This window comes from Paenibacillus cellulositrophicus, from assembly GCF_009363095.1.
Lineage (GTDB): Bacteria > Bacillota > Bacilli > Paenibacillales > Paenibacillaceae > Paenibacillus_AQ > Paenibacillus_AQ favisporus.
Genome location: NZ_CP045295.1, coordinates 892,103 through 907,304 on the forward strand (window position 1 = coordinate 892,103; position 15,202 = coordinate 907,304).

At 52.4% G+C, this 15,202-nt stretch carries 14 protein-coding genes; 2 read left to right on the plus strand and 12 right to left on the minus strand.

Translation table 11 applies throughout. The features are described 5' to 3' along the window. Positions 1-34 precede the first annotated feature (34 nt). From GCU45_RS03950 to metH, 5 genes are all read right to left on the minus strand, one after another. Positions 35-892, minus strand: a complete 858-nt coding sequence (locus GCU45_RS03950; protein WP_152398145.1) for a deoxyribonuclease IV — start codon at positions 890-892, stop codon at positions 35-37. Next, on the minus strand, positions 882-1,697 hold the full coding sequence (locus GCU45_RS03955) for an Fpg/Nei family DNA glycosylase (RefSeq protein ID WP_152398146.1): 816 nt from the start codon (positions 1,695-1,697) through the stop codon (positions 882-884). The genes GCU45_RS03950 and GCU45_RS03955 overlap by 11 nt, the downstream gene beginning before the upstream one ends. A gap of 72 nt (positions 1,698-1,769) precedes the next feature. Further along, a complete protein-coding gene (locus GCU45_RS03960; RefSeq protein WP_373318987.1) occupies positions 1,770-2,567 on the minus strand; it encodes a TIGR01457 family HAD-type hydrolase in 798 nt (265 codons plus the stop codon). Positions 2,568-3,019: 452 nt separating this feature from the next. Next, the gene (gene rnz / locus GCU45_RS03965; protein WP_152398147.1) at positions 3,020-3,952 is read right to left on the minus strand and encodes a ribonuclease Z; all 933 of its coding nucleotides are present in this window, start codon (positions 3,950-3,952) and stop codon (positions 3,020-3,022) included. A gap of 102 nt (positions 3,953-4,054) precedes the next feature. Next, complete coding sequence (gene metH, locus GCU45_RS03970) at positions 4,055-7,471, minus strand: methionine synthase (protein ID WP_425281286.1); 3,417 nt, start codon at positions 7,469-7,471, stop codon at positions 4,055-4,057. 205 nt (positions 7,472-7,676) lie between these two features. Between metH and GCU45_RS03975 the strand changes: the two genes are divergently transcribed. Further along, entirely contained in the window at positions 7,677-8,216 is a 540-nt protein-coding gene (locus tag GCU45_RS03975; protein WP_076171258.1) for a 1,2-dihydroxy-3-keto-5-methylthiopentene dioxygenase, read from the plus strand. A 90-nt stretch (positions 8,217-8,306) separates the two neighbouring features. On the opposite strand, the gene GCU45_RS03980 is transcribed toward GCU45_RS03975, so the two are convergent. The 5 genes from GCU45_RS03980 to GCU45_RS04000 all read right to left on the minus strand — a co-directional run bounded on the left by GCU45_RS03980 (position 8,307) and on the right by GCU45_RS04000 (position 11,217). Beyond that, positions 8,307-8,720 carry a FixH family protein gene (locus GCU45_RS03980; protein ID WP_152398149.1) on the minus strand — a complete coding sequence of 138 codons (414 nt, stop codon included), beginning with the start codon at positions 8,718-8,720 and terminating at the stop codon, positions 8,307-8,309. Between the two features lie 230 nt (positions 8,721-8,950). Further along, entirely contained in the window at positions 8,951-9,745 is a 795-nt protein-coding gene (locus tag GCU45_RS03985; protein ID WP_152398150.1) for an HAD family hydrolase, read from the minus strand. A gap of 39 nt (positions 9,746-9,784) precedes the next feature. After that, entirely contained in the window at positions 9,785-10,300 is a 516-nt protein-coding gene (locus GCU45_RS03990; protein WP_152398151.1) for a hypothetical protein, read from the minus strand. A gap of 252 nt (positions 10,301-10,552) precedes the next feature. Then, positions 10,553-10,735, minus strand: a complete 183-nt coding sequence (locus tag GCU45_RS03995) for a DUF896 domain-containing protein (RefSeq protein ID WP_145158755.1) — start codon at positions 10,733-10,735, stop codon at positions 10,553-10,555. Between the two features lie 101 nt (positions 10,736-10,836). After that, positions 10,837-11,217: a LysM peptidoglycan-binding domain-containing protein gene (locus GCU45_RS04000; RefSeq protein WP_152398152.1), complete on the minus strand. Its 381-nt coding sequence runs from the start codon at positions 11,215-11,217 to the stop codon at positions 10,837-10,839. A 239-nt stretch (positions 11,218-11,456) separates the two neighbouring features. Between GCU45_RS04000 and lexA the strand changes: the two genes are divergently transcribed. After that, entirely contained in the window at positions 11,457-12,083 is a 627-nt protein-coding gene (gene lexA, locus GCU45_RS04005) for a transcriptional repressor LexA (RefSeq protein ID WP_076171240.1), read from the plus strand. A 95-nt stretch (positions 12,084-12,178) separates the two neighbouring features. On the opposite strand, the gene GCU45_RS04010 is transcribed toward lexA, so the two are convergent. Together GCU45_RS04010 and GCU45_RS04015 are read right to left on the minus strand one after the other, a co-directional pair. Next, the gene (locus tag GCU45_RS04010) at positions 12,179-13,369 is read right to left on the minus strand and encodes a response regulator transcription factor (RefSeq protein ID WP_152398153.1); all 1,191 of its coding nucleotides are present in this window, start codon (positions 13,367-13,369) and stop codon (positions 12,179-12,181) included. Then, positions 13,344-15,173, minus strand: a complete 1,830-nt coding sequence (locus GCU45_RS04015) for a sensor histidine kinase (protein WP_152398154.1) — start codon at positions 15,171-15,173, stop codon at positions 13,344-13,346. The genes GCU45_RS04010 and GCU45_RS04015 overlap by 26 nt, the downstream gene beginning before the upstream one ends. Positions 15,174-15,202: the final 29 nt, after the last annotated feature.

Here is a 15,202-nt window from a genome sequence, read left to right on the forward strand (position 1 = left end):
GTCCCTCCTTCCCTAAAAAAACAAAACGAAACGGCTAATCGATCGGCCAGCTTTTCACCTTGGCGATATCGCCGCGGTGCGTACCGTCTTCGCCTGCATCCGTCTCCAGTACGAGCGCCTTGCCATGGAATTCCGGATATGACAGCAGCGCCTTAAAGGCTTCCTCGCCAATATACCCCTGACCGATCCGCTCATGGCGGTCTTTTCCCGACCCGAGCGGGTATTTCGAATCGTTCAGGTGGACTGCGGCCAGATCGCTCCAGTATCCAAGCTCTCTGCCCCGCTCAACGAGGGCATCGGTCGTACGCGGATCCCACACGCCTGATGCGTATGCATGGCAAGTATCCAGGCAAAAGCCGATTTTCTCCGGGTAATCGCTCAGCCGCCTGATGTTTACCAGCTCATCAAGCGTAATGCCCATTGAGCCCGGGGTGCCGGCCTGGTTTTCCAGCAAAATCTTCGCGCTGCCCTGCCAGCCTGACAGCGTCTCGTTTAAACATTGTATTATATTTTTGTAGCCTTGTAATGCATCGCGTCCTTTGAAATGTCCGAAGTGGACCACGATGCCGACCGTGCCGCAAGCTTCGGCGATGATCAGATCGTTCTGCAGCGACTTGACGGTCAGCTCGTACAGCTCCCGGCCCCGGCTGTCGCCGATTGCGATGTTGATCGGATACGGAGTGTGGGCGATGCTTGGCATGCCGTGCTCCCGGCAAAAGGTAAGGCAGTCCGCCGCAGCAGATGCATCCAGCGTTTTGATCGACATGCTGCGGGGATTTTTCGGAAAATATTGAAACGATCTCGCTCCGATCTCCCATGCCCGCCGGGCAGCTCTCCCATAACCGCCGCGCGTGCTGACATGGCAGCCGATGAGCAGCTGGTTACTGCTCATGCTGGCAGGACGGACAATAAAAAACCTTCCGCCCGTTTAATTCGGATTTGTTGATGGTACCGCCGCAGCGGTAGCATGCTTCCCCTTCACGGTCATACACTTTGCACTGATCGTCATAGCCGCCGGTTAACTGGTCTCCCACCATAAACGGAGTATCCATATAGCCCCCGCCTTCAAGGGCTTCCCGCAGCACTTTCTGCATGGCATCATACAGCCTCGCAACCGATGCTTCCGTCAAGTCCTGAACCTTCACCGAAGGCAGAAGACCGGCTTCATACGCGATTTCATCCGCATAGCAGTTCCCGATGCCGGCAATGACATGCTGGTTGACCAGCAGCGATTTTAAAGATCCACGCCGCCCCTGCAATATTCCTGCAAACTTTTCCGGGGTCATCCGGCGGTCCAGCGGTTCCGGTCCAAGGGGAGCGAACAGCTCATCGACTTCTTTTGCCGAATGCAGATGAAGATGGCCTAGCCGAAGGCCGATAAAATACAGCGTCCGGTCTCCAAACGAAATTTCAATCTGGGTTGAACGTTTCGGGCGATCCTCTTCGGTTCCGTAATATATCAAGCCGCCCAGCATCAGATGCAGAAGCAGCCTGCGGCCGTTGTTCAGGTGGAAAATAAGATGCTTTCCGCGCCGCTCCACAAAAATCGTTCTCGTGCCAAGCAGCTCCTCCTTGAAGCTTTCAACGGGAACATTAATGGATTTCTCCCGGTTGACGACCACGTTCGTAATCGGAGCATTGATAATCAGTTCTGACAGCAATCTTCGGTAATTTCCCATTTCCGGCAGTTCCGGCATCTTGTTCATCTATCCTTTCAAAATCCATCACGGATGTTCATGTAAATGTATATAAAACGGTCCCTGAAGGTGTCAAGGACACAACAGCTGAGTCAGCTCGGTCAGATCACGGCAAATGATGTCCGGAGAGATGCCGGCTGCATCGACGTGCATCTGCAAGTTGCTCTCCGTCGTCAGCCCCGTCAGGACCAAAATCGTCTGACATCCCGCGGCAGCACCAGCCGCAATGTCCGTACGCATATTATCACCGATCACAGTGGCTTCGGTCGGGGACAGCTGCAGCCGATCCGTAGCATATTTCATCAAGTGGCTCGAAGGCTTCCCGATAATCACCGGTTTGACACCGGAAGCCGCTTCAATTGCTGCTCCAAGCGATCCGGCCCCTGGGACAAGCCCGTGATCGGAAGGAAGCAGAAGGTCGGGATTGGTCAGCACAGAGCGGGCACCTTCACGGATCCAGCGAACGGCCTGGGCGAGTGTATCGTAAGTAAAAGAGCGGTCGATGCCTTGCACGACAAATTCAGGCGCATCGTCGACGAGCTTGAGCCCTTCCTCAATCAAAGCCTGCCGAAGCCCATCTTCCCCTAGCATAGCCACTCTGGCCCCAGGAGATTCTTCAGCGATATACCGCGCGGCGGCCAGTGACGAGGTGCAAACCTTCTCTTTGTCGGCTGGAACACCCATCTCGTTCAAATGAGCAGCCACCATTTCCGGCGTTTTCGAAGAATTGTTCGTCACGAATAAATAAGGGATTTCCCGCGATTGCAGCGTTCGAATCAGAATGTCCGCTCCGGGTATCATATGTTTCCCATGATATAACGTTCCGTCCAGGTCAATCAGCAGACCGCGGGTAGTTCTCAGCGTGTTCAATGGACATACCTCGTTTCATCTAGTAAAACTTATGGCTGCGAAAAGCCTGGCTCCCGCTGCAGCGGTCGATTTCCAGGCTTCCTGTAACCCAGCTTGTTCCATTGTAAAAGAAAACGGAGGAATGTGGCAACCGAAAGCACGACGACAAGGACGTTTATCTCCATTATTTCGTCAAGCGTTACCCCTGAAACCTATCACGGGAAGTCCAATTGTGCAAAGTTGTGTCATTTCCTGCGCTTTCCCGGAAAATAATGATTATCCGGGCAATGAAACGCTGCAGTAAGAAAAACGTCTATCGACGTACCTTCAAAGAAGACAGACCGCGTTTAGCTGAAGTTTTTCTTGCGATTATAGAATGGTTCAGCTTCGCTGAAATTTATAAATTCTATAATCTTAAAGAAAAAAGGCTCGCCCGGAGCCTTCATTCCATTATCGCCTGCCCTATGTCTTCCCTATTCTTCGTGGCGGGTCACCGGAAACAGCACTAATTCTTCGGCAAGCAGCGTTTTTGGAAAGAGTGACCTGGCTTCCGCCAATAGAGGCTGCAGGTGCTCAATATCCTTGTAACGTGAGCTGAAGTGCGTAATAATGAGCTCCTTGGCCCCCGCGTCGCGGGCAGCTTCTGCGGCTTGAAGGGCCGTGCTGTGATGATAGTTGTGTGCGGTCTCATGAAGCTCATGCAGAAACGTGGCCTCATGAACGAGCAGATCCGCCTGTTCGGCCAGCGGCAGCACGTTGGCACAAGGGCGCGTATCGCCCAAGATCGTAACGACGCGCCCCTTCTTCGGCGCACCAAGCACGTCTGCCGGTGTCAGCACCCGGCCATCTTCCAGGTCGATGCTCTCCCCGCGCTTCAAACGGCCGTAAATCGGGCCCGGTTTTAACCCGTACTCGGCCATCCGTTTCAAGTCCAAGCTGCCTGGCTTGTCTTTTTCCAGGATCCGGTATCCATAGCTGTCAATGCGGTGCTCCAGCAGACGGGATTCAACCCGGACCTCCCCGTCTTCAAAAATGACTCCCCCCGTATGCTCAATCACCTCAAGTTCAAACTCGATTCGCGACTGGCTGAGGGTAAGCGACGTGTCTATGTATTGTTTGATCCCCGGCGGTCCGTATAGCTGCAAGGCCGTGGTGCCGCCCTGGTTGGATCTGCTGGAGAGCAGCCCGGGAAGACCGAATATATGATCACCGTGCAGGTGGGTAATGAAAATTTTCTCCAGCTTGCTCAGCTTTAATGAAGACCGCAGAATTTGATGCTGCGTGCCTTCGCCGCAATCGAACATCCAGAAGCTGCGCCGCTCCTCGTACATCCGAAGCGCCATCGATGTCACGTTCCGCTGCAGGGAAGGAACCCCCGCATTGGTACCCAAAAACTCCAGTTCCATAACGCTTTACCTTCTTTCCAAGAATGCGCCAGCAAAAAACCCCCGAACAATCGGAGGGTTTTGCTGACATTTGCTTCGGTTCGGCTATGAACCGAACATATATTATTTTACCTTGTCGACATTAAAATACCGTGCTTCCGGATGGGCAAACACCATCGCCGACACCGAAGCTTCAGGCTCCATCATAAAGCCTTCGGTCAGATGTACGCCGATATCCTCCGGCTGCATCAGCTTGAAGAGCGGCTCCTGATCCTCCAGATCCGGACATGCCGGATATCCGAAGGAGACGCGGATACCTTGATACCGAGCCCCGTGACGCTGCTTCATCGTCATATCGGCCGGGTCAGGGAAGCCCCACGTATCGCGCATCATATGGTGAACGCGCTCGGCCAGCGCTTCGGCGGTCTCAAGCGCCACCGATTGCAGGACATGCGACTTCAGATAGTCCCCTTTATCCTTCCACTCCGAAGACAGCTTCGAAATGCCTTGTCCCGCGGTGACGACCAGGAAGCCGACATAATCCATCTTGCCGCTGTCGACCGATTTCAGGAAATCGGCGAGGCAGAGGAACGGTGCCACGTTCTGGCGCGGGAACGTAAACGTATGCAGCACCTTGGCGTGGTCCTCCGGATCATAGATGACAATGTCGTTGCCCCTCGACTGCGCAGGGAAGAATCGGTACATCGCATGCGCCTTGATAATCCCCTCGCGGGCGGCCTGATCCAGTACGTCATCGACGGTTGCTTTCAAATCCAGCGCTTTTTCGTCACCTTTCTCCAGCAGCTGCTCGACCTGACCACGCAACCCCAAATGATGGCCAAGCAGCATCTGCATGTTCATGTATGGGATGATGTGGCTGATCGGATAGTTGCGGATGATGTGCCGCTCCAAATCGGGCGGGTTAAAGACCGGGACATCCGTCGACACGTTGGACTTGGCCGCACGGGTCAGTTCCGGCAGTTCAACCGGCTTTTCAGCTTCCGCCAAAAGCGCTTCGAGCTCCGCGTCCATTTCAGCCTGCATCAGACTGCGCTGCTCGGGATCCATCAGCTTGTTTGCCAGGTCAAGCCCGTCCATGGCGTCCTTCGCGTACACCACCATGCCTTCATACTCCGGCCGGATCCGCGTTTTGGTGAACCTGCGGGTCAATGCCGCTCCGCCAACCATAATCGGCACTTTCACACCGGCATTTTTCAAGTCCTGCGCGGTCACGACCATTTGCTGTGCGGATTTCACCAGCAGACCGGATAGTCCAATCAAATCGGCCTGCTCCTTCCGGTAAGCCTCGATGATCGTCTCCGGTGGTACTTTTATACCCAAATTGACGATTTGGTAACCATTGTTCGAGAGGATAATCTCGACCAGGTTTTTACCGATGTCATGCACGTCGCCTTTAACGGTGGCCAGCAGCATCTTCCCTTTGACGGACGTTTCGTTCTTTTCCATAAAAGGCTCCAGATAGGACACGGACGCTTTCATCACCTCGGCGCTCTGCAGCACCTCCGCCACGATCAGCTCGTTGTTGTTGAACAGACGACCGACTTCGGACATGCCGGCCATGAGCGGCCCGTTGATGATCTCCAAAGCACCGTACTTCTGCAGCGCAGCATCCAGGTCGGGAATCAGCCCTTCCTTGGTGCCTTCTACAATATAGGTAGCCAGCCGTTCTTCCAGCGACAAGTTCGAAATTTTCTCTTTCTTCTCGATCTTTTTATTCCGGAACGCCGCCACAAACGCGGCCAGCGTCTCATCGTTCGTATTGTAAATCAGCTCTTCGGCCAGCTTCCGATCCGCTTCTGGAATCGAGGCATAGCGCTCCAGCTTCTCGGTATTCACGATGGCATAGTCCAGGCCCGCTTTCGTACACTCGTACAGGAAGACGGAGTTCAATACTTCGCGGCCCGCTTCCGGCAAACCGAACGAGACGTTGCTGATGCCGAGGATCGTATGGCACTCCGGCATCGCTTCCTTGATCAAACGGATCCCTTCAATCGTTTCCTTGGCGGAACCGATGTACTGCTCATCACCGGTACCAACCGGGAACACAAGCGTGTCGAAAATCAGGTCCTCAGCAGGAATGCCGTATTTATGAACGAGCAGATCGTAGGATCGCTTGGCCACATTCAGCTTGTCGTTTCGGTCAATGGCCTGTCCGCTCTCATCGATGGTCCCCACCACGACGGCAGCCCCGTATTTGTGGATGAGCGGAGCCACATGTTCGAACTTTTCTTCACCGTCTTCAAGGTTAATGGAGTTAATAATCGCTTTGCCCTGGGAATATTTGAGCGCAAGGTCGATGACCTTTGGATCGGTCGTGTCGATCATGAGCGGCACTTTGACCTTTTTCACCACCAGCTCCAGGAACTGTTTGATATCTTCCGCTTCATCCCGGTCCGGATCCTGCACGCACACGTCGATGACATGAGCTCCGTTTTTGACCTGGGCCCGGGCGATCTCCGAAGCTTCCTCGTACTTCCCTTCCACGATCAGACGCTTGAATTTGCGGGAGCCGAGTACGTTGGTCCGCTCTCCCACCATATAAGGCCGGTTGTCCGACTCAATGTACACGGGCTCAATCCCGGACAGCGCCGGTGGATGGCTACCTTCCATTTGACGCGGCTGGTAACCCTTCATGACCTCGTTCAGCAACCGGATATGATCCGGGGTCGTTCCGCAGCAGCCGCCGGCAATATTGAGCCAGCCCTGCTCCGCAAAGTCTTCCATCTTCCGGGCCAGCGACTCCGGAGATTCATGGTAATGCCCGTTCTCATCCGGAAGGCCGGCATTCGGATAGCAGCTGACCGCCGTTTTGGCCATGGAGGCGAGCGAACGGATGTGATCGCGCATGAATTCCGGACCTGTCGCACAGTTAAGGCCGACTGAAATCGGATTCAGGTGCTCCAGCGAAATGTAGAACGCTTCAATGTTTTGCCCGGCAAGGGTCGTCCCCATCGGTTCGATCGTACCGGAAATCATGATCGGCAGCGTGATCCCAGTGCTTGCAAAGGCATTCCGGATTCCGATGCTGCCAGCCTTAACATTCAGTGTATCCTGGCTCGTTTCAAGCAAGAGGGCGTCGACCTTGCCCTCGATCAGGGCAACCGCCTGCTCCTCATAGCTGCTCACGAGCTCTTCAAAAGTTACGCCCCTGGTCACCGACAGCGTCTTCGTCGTCGGGCCGATCGCGCCGATCACGTACCTAGGCTTGTCCGGCGTGCTGAATTTATCCGCCGCTTTGCGGGCAATTTCCGCAGCAAGCAGATTAATCTCCCGCGCCTTCTCGGGAATGTCGTATTCAGACAATACGACCGAGGTAGCGCCGAACGTATTCGTCTCTATGAGATCCGCCCCGGCTTCCAGATACTTCTCGTGGATCTGTTCGATCACATCGGGACGGGTAATGACCAGCATTTCATTACAGCCTTCCAGCTCTTCTCCACCAAAATCCTGAGGGCCAAGGTCGACCTGCTGGATCATGGTACCCATGGCACCGTCCAATATCAATATTCGTTCTTTCATTAATTCCTTCAAGTCAGGTCTGTTCACTGTATGTCCCCCCTGCCAAACGTTAAATCTTAGTTTATCAGAATAGCCCTTATTAGAAAAGTGCAAGAAATGCCTTAAGGCAGGGTTTTGCTCCTGATTTTCGTGTAATATATAATCGACAACAAAAGTATGGTTCGTTATAATATGAATTAATCCAAGTGGAAAAGAGGGTTTAGAGATGGCTGAAATCGTGATTCGCAATACGAACGAACGGATTACCGGCGACGATAATGTTCGTGAGTTCCTCAACAATCAAAACGTTCTTTATGAAAAATGGGATGCTTCCAAGCTGCCTCTGGAGCTTCAAACCAATTTTCAACTGAACGACGAGCAGAAAAAGCAAATCCTGGACACCTACGATGAGGAGATCCGTGATCTGGCTGCCCGCCGCGGCTACAAGATCTGGGACGTCATCACGCTGTCCGACGCTACGCCGAACCTGGAAGACCTGCTGAATAAATTCGAAGAGGTTCATACCCACACCGAAGACGAAATCCGGGCGATCGTGGGCGGCAAAGGAATTTTCGTAATCAAGGGCGCAGGCGACATCGGCTACTTCAATGTAGAGCTCGAAGCCGGTGATGTCATCTCCGTTCCGGAAAATACAAACCACTTCTTTACGCTGATGGACAATCGTAAAATTATCGCCGTCCGCCTCTTTATCGAGGAAAACGGCTGGGTCGCCCATCCGGTTCAGGACCCAAGCTTTCAGTCCTAATCCACTAATATAGCGATATACGCAGCAACCCCCGCCTTCGCCAGGAAGGACGGGGGTTGCTTGTCGTTATCAAACGAATCAAGATGCTGATTATTCCGTCACGGTCAGCTTTTTCGTCGGCATCGTATGCTGTGGTCCTACCGTAACATGTGACGTGATGCTGTAGGTGCCCGCCTGCTCAAAGGTTTTATCGAGCGTATACTTCCCTCCGCCGGCATTCTGGGCGGCCACCTTTTCATGGCTGCTGCTGTCGCCTTCCTTCGAGATTTCAATCATAACCTCATCGGCCTTATCGACTGGTTTATCCTTTTGCGTTACGTTCACCTCGATGGTAACTTGGTTACCTACCTTGGCCTGCTCAGGCGTCCAGCTAAGATCCACCTGCACCGGATCCATCATGCTCTCGCTCATGTCCATGCCCGCATGACCACCGCCGCCACTGCCGCAGCCTGCTATGCTCCATACCGCCAGCAGCAGCAGAGCAACAAAACCGTACTTTCTCAAGCGAAGTCACTCCCTATACGTCTATCTATGTATGCTGTTTGTCCATATTCTTCATCATTATACATAATTATCGCCTCACCCAAACAATCCATCTGTTAACAAAATGGAACAAATTGACCGGAAAGCGGTCAAGCTTGCTCAGCAAACGGGGCATTCATATGCACAAGGTATAATAAAAGCCTGCCGGACAAAGGGATTCCCCTCTGGGCAGGCTAACGTATAAAACCAGCTTAAGACCGTTCGGCAATGATGCGATGCAGTTCGGACAGATGCTTGATTTCGTAATCAGGCTCAATGGACGGATCTTTAACTTTTCCGGTGCGGTTGATCCATACCGTGGTCAGTCCGGCGCTGTTTCCGCCTTTGATGTCGGTTGTCTGCTTGTCGCCGACCATGAGCGTCTGTTCCGGTGTTAATCCAAGTAAAGAAAGCGCATGTTCGAAGATGGTCGGATCCGGTTTGCCTTTGCCGTATGTGCCGGAAATGACGATCTCGTCAAAATATGGAGCAAGCTCAGGAACGCCGGCGATCTTCTCCTGCTGGAGCGCAGGACAGCCGTTCGTCAGAAGAAGCAGCTTCTTGTTTCCTTTCAATTCGTCCAGCACTTGGAAGGTCTCTTCATATACATGAGGGCGGGAGCGACGCTCGGTGGCAAATTGCTCGGCCAATTCTCCGGCCAGCTGTTCATCGTCAACCGCAAGCTTCAACAGCCCGCGCCGCCATGATTCCTTGCGATATCCTGGAGCGAGCTCCTCAAGTCTGCGAAATTCAGGTTGTTCGCCTGCGCTGAAGTTGGCCCAGAGCCCTTCAAACGGGTTAATTCCAATCATTTGGGTAAAGGCAAACGTGTCGTAGGATTGATATAACGCCCTTGCCTCATTGCGGACCGCTTCCTCCAGCTCCTTGGCGTCAATGCCCTTCGCCTTGGCAGCCGTCTCGCATACCGCTTCAAAGGATTCCTTCACGCTGCGCTCATCCCACAACAGCGTATCGTCCAAATCGAAAAAAACAGCTTGTACCGGCATCCTCTTCCATCCTCTCCATCAGCTATCTCTTATATTTGTTTATTTTTCCAAAGGGATATTGTGGGTCTGTGCAAAATGCTCCAGACGTTCCCCTATGGCATCGGTGTCGTAGCGGTTGATCAGGCGCGTGAACACCCAATTGCCGCCTTTGCCCTTCGGCTCAATCACGACAGAGCCTTTGGCCAGCTTGATCTTGGCGATATTGTCTGCGGTCAGTCGCCGATCCCGGTTGAACTTGATCGTCGATACGGCGTTTTTCTCCACACGCAGGAAAGGCCTGCGCAAAAAGATCATCAAGCCCAGGAACACGTACATGGCCATAATGATCCAGGTCATGCTGCTGTTTCCCGCCGTACCCTCCTGTCCGAGCATTCCGAGCAGGAAGTAGACCGCAGCAAGAGCGACCATCGTAATCGGAAGCACATAGTTTCTTCCTTTATAAACGTCAGCTGAAGGCCCCCCCGCGCTGTAGATGGAAGGCTTCCCCTCTTTCTTTCTCTGCTTGTTTAGCTGCGCTGAATTTTTCCTTACCTGTCTTTCCCATGAACGGGCCATTCACGAACCTCCTCAAAATGCTTTCGGCTATATCGTTTGAACGAAAGTTTTGCATTTACTTCCTAATATATAACGGCCCAATACTGCTTACAGCATTTATTCCTGTAGTTTCACATTCTATATAATAGAAAACAAACGAAGGAAACCTGGTGCGCTTACAACTGAAGCATTCTGTTATCGGTAGTGAGCCATACAAAACTTGAGTCATTCTATACCATGATCGAATGTATGAGTCTAATCCAGCGGCTGGTGTTATTTCTTCTCTTCATCCACCCATTCAATCGAGTCCATCTGCTGTCTGAAATTTCTGCGGACATTCTGAAGGTATCTCTCACGAAGCTTGGCCCGTTCTTCGATCTCCTCTTCGGTTAAACCGGATTCCTTTTGCTTGCGCGCAAGCTCATTAATTCTCTCCACAACGCTGTCGATATCCATACAATTACTCCTCCAATATTCAAGTCATACCTAACTTTGCCATGATAAAAAGAGCTTGTCAAGGTTCACACCTTTCCAAGCTCTTGATCATTTATCTTCTATTAATATTGTGGGAGTGCCAATACTTCTCCGGCTTGAATTTCGCTGCTGGTTAAATCGTTATACTTCTTCACCGCCATAATATATGCGCGGATATCCATGTCTTCCGGCTTATGGGCAGAAGCGATTCCCCACAACGTATCGCCTTGCTGAACGATGACATTTTTCTCTAACCGAACATCATCCGAGGTTCCCGCGAATGCGCGAACGACACCTGTGCATCCGACCAAAATAATCAGGGTCGCCAGGATCAGTTTGATCAAGGCAGGGCCAGGCACGAAGGACTGGACTTTCTTCAACCAAGGAGTTGCTATAGCTTCATTGATGGATGGGTTAACGGATGGGTTATTATAAATACTTTGGTATGTAGTGTGTTTCAGCATAAATATTACGCCTCCAAACGTTTGTTCTTGTTTTATGAGAACAATATAACACGAACATTTGTTTTGTTCAATACTTTTTTCGAACAATTGTTCCTATGTTTTTAGAGGCGTGTTTCCTTCATTCAGAAGCCGCAAAAATCCCGCTCCATCAAAGTAAAATCATTTAGAACTTATGTTTGTACGAACGGCAGTTCTATGTTATAATTTTACCAAACGTTACTAAATGGGGTTGATGGGGAATGTCAAAGATATCTAGCCGGCAGCAAGCGATATTGGAATTTATCAGAAATGAAGTCCGCGCCAAGGGTTATCCTCCATCCGTCCGAGAGATCGGTGAGGCGGTAGGGTTGGCTTCCAGCTCGACCGTACACGGCCATTTGGACCGTCTGGAGAAGAAAGGCTTGATCCGTAGAGACCCTACGAAGCCTCGTGCCATTGAACTGTTGGGACAAGAAGAATCCGAGAGCAGCAATCTGTTCACGCATACGATCGCCAGAGTTCCCGTAGTAGGCAAGGTCACAGCGGGGGTGCCGATCACGGCAACGGAGAACATTGAAGATTACTTCCCTCTGCCGCAGCACTATGTCGGAGATGAGAAAGTATTTATGCTTTCCGTCGTTGGGGACAGTATGATCGAGGCGGGCATTCATAACGGTGACTACGTCATCGTGAGACAGCAGCAGACTGCCGATAACGGGGACATCGTCGTTGCCATGACGGATGAGGATGAAGCAACCGTGAAGACGTTTTACAAGGAGAAAGACCATATCCGGCTTCAACCGGAGAACCCGGCTTACGAACCTTTGCGTCTGAACCATGTCACCATTCTGGGCAAAGTCGTCGGGCTGTTCCGCGATATTCACTAGCAGATGATGCTGGACAAGCAGCAATAGAGCCCTTGCTCTTCCTTACTCAGGAAGGTCAAGGGCTCTTTTCGGCGTTGGGATCAAGGCAGGATGATTCAGGTGGGACACGCCTCACGGGAATCCGCCGTTTGTTCCAGACGGTACTCCGTCGGGGTTTTTCCCGTTTTTTTGCGAAACACCTGGGTAAAATGCTTGACGTCCACATATCCGACTTTGTCCGAAATGTCGGCCAGCTTCAAATGCGTTTGAAGCAGCAGCTTGCAGGCTTGTTCGATCCGCAGATTGGTGACGTATTCCTTGAAGCCGCTTCCCGTCTTCTGCTTAAACAGCTGGCTGAAGTAGACCGGATTCAGGAACACGACCGAAGCTACCTTTTCCAGGGACAGATCCGTATGATAGTGCGCTTTGATGTATTGCACCGCAACCTCGATCGCTCGGTTACCGCCCGGGTTGTTGTATTCGTACTCCAGCGATGCCGATTCCTGGCGCATCCGCCGCACTTCCTCCGGCACCCGGTGAATGTCCGTGATGAGTTCCGTCGACTGAATCTGGAAAGGCACCTTGACGCATCGTTTCAAGTTAGCGCGCAGCTCATCCGTCAGGCGTTTCATGCCTCCCTCTTCCCCCAGCGAGACAAGGCCGATCAGGCTCGTTTCGTCCATGCTTGTCACAAATCCGCAGCCATGCGCTTCAATCAGCTCACCAAGCACATTTTCAATAATAAAATGCTCCAGATGCACTGGAGCGTCGCTCTCCATCTTAACCATCACCAGTTGGAAAGCGGGGTAGCTCTCAATTATAGACGCGACGTCAAGGCGCCCGGTATCGAGTCCGCTCGCCCAGCGTTGAAATACAGCCTCGCGCAAATACTTCAGGTTAGACTTCAGCAGCTCCGCCTCGCGCACGATTTCGTTCTCCCGATCCATCTCCTGAGCAAGTCCGGATATCATGGAGAGCAGCAGCTCTTTCCCGATCGGCTTGAGCATATAGTCCTTAGCCCCAAGCTTGACGGCTTCCTGGGCGTAGGAAAACTCGGAATAAGCCGAAATGATGACCCATTTGATATGCGGATAACTGCCTTGACACAGCTGCATCAATTCAAGGCCCGTCATTCCCGGCATGAGGATATCGGTCAGCACCAGGTCAATCCGGTGTCTGCGCAGCTGCTGAACCGCTTCCTCCGGATTCGCCGCCAGGTGAACATAATGCTGCGGATAGGCCCGGTGGATGGTGCGCTTAATTCCGTCACGGATCACATGCTCATCGTCCACGACTAAAATGTTCATCTTCCATTCCTCCTTGGTGCCGGATTGGTAAACGGATGGTTACCGTCGTTCCTTCCCCTTCTTGACTGTCCAAGTATAAACCGTACGGACTGCCGAACATCATTCGGATTCGCTCATGCACATTGCTCAAACCGATGCCACGGCGAAGCACGGGGCCGTCTCTGTCCTCCGCTTTGGGCGACGTTCGGTTCCCGCCCTCCAGCAAGCTTCTGACCCGCATCAGCGTGTCTTCGTTCATTCCCTTCCCGTTATCCCGAACGACGACATGGAGATCGCCCATGACCTGCTCCGCCGTAACGAGCAGCATGCCCTGCCGATCCAGCGGCTCCAGTCCGTATTTTACAGCGTTTTCAATAATCGGCTGAATCGTCATTTTCGGCAGAGTGACGTCCATCCACTGCGGATCCACATCGATTTTCGGTACAAGCCTGTCTTCCAGCCGGTTCTCGATGATCGTCAAATAATGCCGGATCTGTTCCAATTCCTGACGCAGCGTCGTCCTGGAGGCCTCCTCCCAGTTGCTGCTGTAACGGAACATTTGCGACAGCGACAGAATGACCCTGCTGAGGCGTTCATTCCCTTTTTCATCCAGCATCCAGTAAATCATGTCCAGCGTGTTGTACAAAAAATGCGGATTCACCTGGGACTGCAGCGCCTGCAGCTGCGCGTTTTTCTCGCTGACGGTCGTGACCTTGATCGTCTCGATCAGCTCATCCATCCGGTGCACCATCCGGTTGAAGGAAGACACCAGGCTGTTGATTTCATCAAACGAGTCGACATTAACCGAACCGCTGAAATTGCCCATCTCCACCTTTTTCATTTCCCGGATCAGCAACTTCAGCGGGGAAGCAATGTTGCGCGATACCAGCGTGGCCAGAACCGTCGAGACGATAATCAGCACGATTAGAACGATAACGAGGTATTGGGTCGTCTGGTTCACTTCCGCCTGAATGTCATGCTTCGGGGTAAAACCGTAGATCGTCCAGCCCGCCATAGGCGTATTGGCAGCGACTACCAGCTGGCTTGAGCTGTCGTCCACCAGAATACCGTCCTCGGCACCCGGCTTCGGAATGCTGGCAAAGTCCGGCGCCTCCGTCCCTTTTTTACCGGTCGAAGCGATGATGTTGTTGTTCTGATCGATCAGGTACACGCGGCTGCCCGGGCTGATCGTCACATTGGACATCGCCTCCATGATGGACGAAGGATTCGCTTCGATGACCATGATGCCAAGCTGCTTGTGCGTGTTCAGATCGTACAGCTTCCTTCCGAACACAAAGACGTTCTCTTTCTGCTGCAGCGTGTTGATCGGCGATCCCGGCATCATCCCGAGCCAGACCATATTGCCCGACGAGGCGTTCAGCTCGTTGTACCAGGACGTCTGGGCGTAATTGTTGTCGATGACCCCGGCGAACTGGCGCTCATAGCTGTACACTTTGCCCCTGTCGGTCAGAATATGGATGCCTGTAATATCGTTCCTTGAATAGTAAGCCGCCCCGATAATATTCGTAATCGTTCGTTCGTTTTCGATGGCGACGGTCTCTTTCACATGGGTCTCCTGGAGCAGCCGGGTCAGCTCGTAGTTGCTGTTGAGCGACTTGGAGAGACTGTTGTACCCTTGAAGCAGCGAGTTGAACAGTCCGGCGGTCTGCGAAATGTTCTTCTCGGCGATATCATTCACCTTGGTATGAATAATGGAAATCGTGCGGTAATAATACACGACGCTGATCAATATCAATATGCCGGTCATACAGCATAGAAACAGCAGAAAAAGACGGCTGTGAATCGAACGAAAATGTCGCCCCACAGATACATTCCCCTTTCGTATCCGGTCAT